The organism is Cetobacterium sp., assembly GCF_048470075.1.
Lineage (GTDB): Bacteria > Fusobacteriota > Fusobacteriia > Fusobacteriales > Fusobacteriaceae > Cetobacterium_A.
The window spans coordinates 1-3,832 of the sequence record NZ_DBGBQB010000270.1 but is presented as its reverse complement, the minus strand read 5'-3'; the positions used below and the strand labels follow the sequence as shown (position 1 = coordinate 3,832).

3 protein-coding genes are annotated in these 3,832 nt (G+C 29.4%); 1 reads left to right on the top strand and 2 read right to left on the bottom strand.

Annotation, left to right across the window (positions count from 1 at the left end; all coding sequences use genetic code 11):
• Positions 1-317 precede the first annotated feature (317 nt).
• On the top strand, positions 318-725 hold the full coding sequence (gene ndk / locus ACMOUI_RS09680; RefSeq protein ID WP_418965495.1) for a nucleoside-diphosphate kinase: 408 nt from the start codon (positions 318-320) through the stop codon (positions 723-725).
• Positions 726-765: 40 nt separating this feature from the next.
• Here the strand turns inward: ndk and ACMOUI_RS09675 are convergent, their stop codons facing one another.
• Together ACMOUI_RS09675 and mgtA are read right to left on the bottom strand one after the other, a co-directional pair.
• Positions 766-945 (bottom strand): hypothetical protein, encoded by a 180-nt coding sequence (locus ACMOUI_RS09675; protein ID WP_023050731.1) that lies wholly within the window; start codon positions 943-945, stop codon positions 766-768.
• 81 nt (positions 946-1,026) lie between these two features.
• On the bottom strand, positions 1,027-3,648 hold the full coding sequence (gene mgtA / locus ACMOUI_RS09670; protein WP_418965494.1) for a magnesium-translocating P-type ATPase: 2,622 nt from the start codon (positions 3,646-3,648) through the stop codon (positions 1,027-1,029).
• Positions 3,649-3,832 lie beyond the last annotated feature (184 nt).

The window sequence follows — 3,832 nt, the reverse complement described above, 5'->3', positions numbered from 1 at the left end:
GTTTATAAGTAACCCATAAGATAGCTAAAAAGATCAGCTTTTTAATAAAGATAGGTGCTGATTTAGCGAGAGCAGCAGTAAATTCATTAAGAAAAGTTGCCAATGTTTGTTCCATTTGTTGAATCCTCCTAAATTTTAAATTACAAAGTAAATTATAGAAGATTTTTTAAAATAAGTCAAAGAAAAAATATTAGATACCTTAGAAATTAAATGCATATTCTATGTAAAGAAATTTCAAGTTTCAAAAAAGGAAAGGTGAATATAAAAGAGTATATATAAAATGAATTATATTATACTAAAATATATAAGGGGGTTATGTGGAACGAACATTATTAATAATAAAGCCAGATGCTGTTGAAAGAAAATTAATTGGAGAGATAATACAGAGGGTAGAGAGAAAAGGATTGGAGATTAAAGCTTTAAAAATGGAAAACATAACATTGGAAAAAGCGGAAAAACACTATGAGATACATAGGGGGAAAGAGTTTTACAATAGCCTTATAGAGTTTATAACCTCTGGACCAGTGGTGCTTATGGTTTTAGAGGGAAAGGATTGTATCAGTATTGTGAGACATATGGCTGGAAGTACATCTCCAATAGAAGCAGTTCCAGGAACTATAAGAGGAGATTTTTCTATGGATACTTTAAGAAATATTGTTCATACTTCTGATAGTGTTGAATCAAGTTTAAGAGAGATAAAGAATTTTTTTAAAAATATAGATTAAACTAAAAAAAGCTGAGTTCATTGAACTCAGCTTAATATTTTTACTTGTCTAATAATGGTTTTGGTAAAGGCTTAGTTGGAGCTTCTACTGGCTCAGGAGTAGCTACTACAACCTCCTCAACAACAGCCTCTTGAACTACTACTTCTTCTTGAGGTTGAGTGCTTGAACATCCAACTAAGAATAAGCTAAAGAAAATACTTCCTAATACTAATTTTTTCATATTAAAATCCCTCCTCGTATGTATTTGAAATCTCTTTCATTCCTTAATTATAGCACGTTTTAGTTAAAATGTCTTCTATTTTCATAACCAACTATTGAATTTTTTTACAAAGTATTTCTTAGCAAAATTAATAGTAAAAAAATAACCAGTAAGTATTAAAATAACCCATAAAAAATATAAAGGTGGTAAAGGAACAAAACCTAAAGTTCCGTTAATTTTAGAATATGGAGTAAATAGTGCAAAAGCCATAATAGCAGAGGTTAAAAGAATTACCTTTATATTGGCATTAGACTCAATAAAAGGGACTTTTTTAGTTCTAATAAGATGGATTATAAGTGTTTGAGAGAGGATGCTCTCTATAAACCAACCGGTGTGAAAAAGTCCCTGTGTCTCAAATGAGTTAGCTTTAAATACATAGAACATAACCAAAAATGTTATGATATCAAAAACTGAGCTTAAAGGACCTATATAGATCATAAATTTTCCTATACTTTCAGCACTCCAATTTTTAGGTTTTAAGATATCCTCAGTGTCTACGTTATCCCAGGGTATTGAGATTTGAGATATATCATAGAGTAAGTTTTGAAAAAGTATCTGTATTGGAAGCATAGGTAAAAAAGGTAAGAAAGCACTGGCTAGAACAACACTAAATACATTTCCAAAATTTGATGACGCTGTCATTTTTAAGTATTTAATCATATTGGTAAATATCTTTCTACCTATTATAACTCCCTCTAACAACACTGAAAGCTCTTTTTCTAATAAAATTATTTGAGCAGATTCTTTAGCTATATCCATGCCATTTTCAACGGATATACCAACATCACATTGACGAAGTGCAGGAGCATCATTGATTCCATCTCCCATATATCCAACTGTATTTCCCATCTCTTTTAAAAGTCTAACAACTCTAGCCTTATCTAGCGGAGAAAGTTTACAAAAGATAGTTGTATTTTTTAATAATTTTTTTAACTCTAAATCATCAATAATCTCCATATAACTACCATCTATGGAGTTTGTAATCTCTACACCAATATCTTTGCATATTTTTTTAGTGACAAGTTCATTGTCCCCTGTTAAAATTTTTACATCAACACCATATTGATATAGAGATTTTAAAGTTTCTCCAACGCCATTTTTTGGAGGATCTAAAAATCCTAACATTCCCACAAAGGTTAAAGACTCCTCATCTCTATTGGTAAAATTAAGTTCTCTATCTGGAGATAAAGTTTTCCTTCCAATACCAATAACTCTCATCCCATCCTCATTTAGGTTTGAAACTAAAGTTTTAATTTTTTCTTCAATCTCATCCTTTATTTCAAAGACCTGCCCATCTATCTCTATAAATTTTGATATGTATAGCATCTCTTCAATAGCTCCTTTAGTAATCATGGTTCTATTTCCATCATTATCTTCCACTATAACAGACATTCGTCTACGTTCAAAATCAAAGGGTAACTCATCTATTTTTTTATACTCATTTTTTATTGAATGGTGCTCCTCTTCAAACTCTAAAATAGCTCTATCCATAAGATTCTTTAATCCAGTTTGAAAAAAACTATTTAAATATGCAAGATAGAGAACATTGTCATCTTCATCACCATTATAGTTAAGATATTTAACAACAGTGACTTTATCCTGTGTTAAAGTACCGGTTTTATCTGTACAAAGGATATTCATAGCTCCAAAGTTATGTATAGAATCAAGTTTTTTAACAATAGTTTTCTTCTTAGAAAGTTCAATAGCTCCTTTGGTTAAATTACCAGTTACAATCATAGGTAACATTTCAGGCGTCAATCCTATAGCAACAGATAGACTAAAAAGTAGAGATTCAAACCATGCATTTTTTAGATAACCATTTATTAAAAATACAATGGGAACCATAAAAATCATAAATTTAATAAGAAGTCTTGAAACATCATCAATTCCTCTTTCAAAACTTGTTTCAGACTTTGTAGCTTTTAAACTTTCACTGATAGTATTTAAAAAAGTATGTTTACCAGTTCCCAGTACAACTCCAATAGCGGTACCATTTAAAACATTAGTTCCCATCAGTAATATATTGGATAGATCAGAGATAGTAGACGTTTTGGTAATCAAATTAGAATATTTTTCTATTGGATTCGATTCACCAGTTAGTACAGATTGACTTATAAATAGATCTTTACTAGAGATAATTCTAATATCTCCAGGAATAATATCTCCAGCGGTAAGTTTGACAATATCCCCTGGAACTAAAGTTTTTATATCTATTTCCATGGATAGATTTTCTCTAATTACTGTAACCTTAGTTACAATAAGATTTTTTAGCTTTTCAGCAGTTTTGCTAGAGCGATATTCTTGAATAAATTTAATAAGGCTGCTAATTAAAATCATGGTAATAATTAAAATTATAGATATCCAAGAGCGATCAGTTTCCTTTGCAAAAATAACATCTGTAAAGAGGGATACAAATGCTAAAGTACCCAAAATAAAATTAAATGGATTTAAAAAAGCAAGTAAGAGCTGTATATACCAAGGTTTAACCTTCTCCTTTGAAATCTCATTTTTCCCAAACTTTTCTAATCTATCGATAGCTTCATTATTTTTAATCCCCTCTGAAGAGGTTTCCAAAGACATAAATATAGTTTTTATATCAGCTTCTGAAAAAAGTTTTAAAGTTCCTTTTATACTGTTTTCACTGTTATCAAAATTTTCATACACATTAATCAATCCTCCCATTGATAAAGATATCTTAAGTAGTATTTACCGAAAAAAGTATTTGCTCCTTTAAAATAAAATATAACAATAAGTTTTAATTAAAAATAAAAGGTTTTTTAAAAAAAAGTTGTATATTATAGATATAGTTGGGAATAAAAGGAGAGTGTTTTATTATGGAAAATAAAAA

Coding starts and splice junctions, on each gene's coding strand:
- ACMOUI_RS09675 (WP_023050731.1), bottom strand. CDS start 945: ATGAAAAAATTAGTATTAGGAAGTATTTTCTTTAGCTTATTCTTAGTT.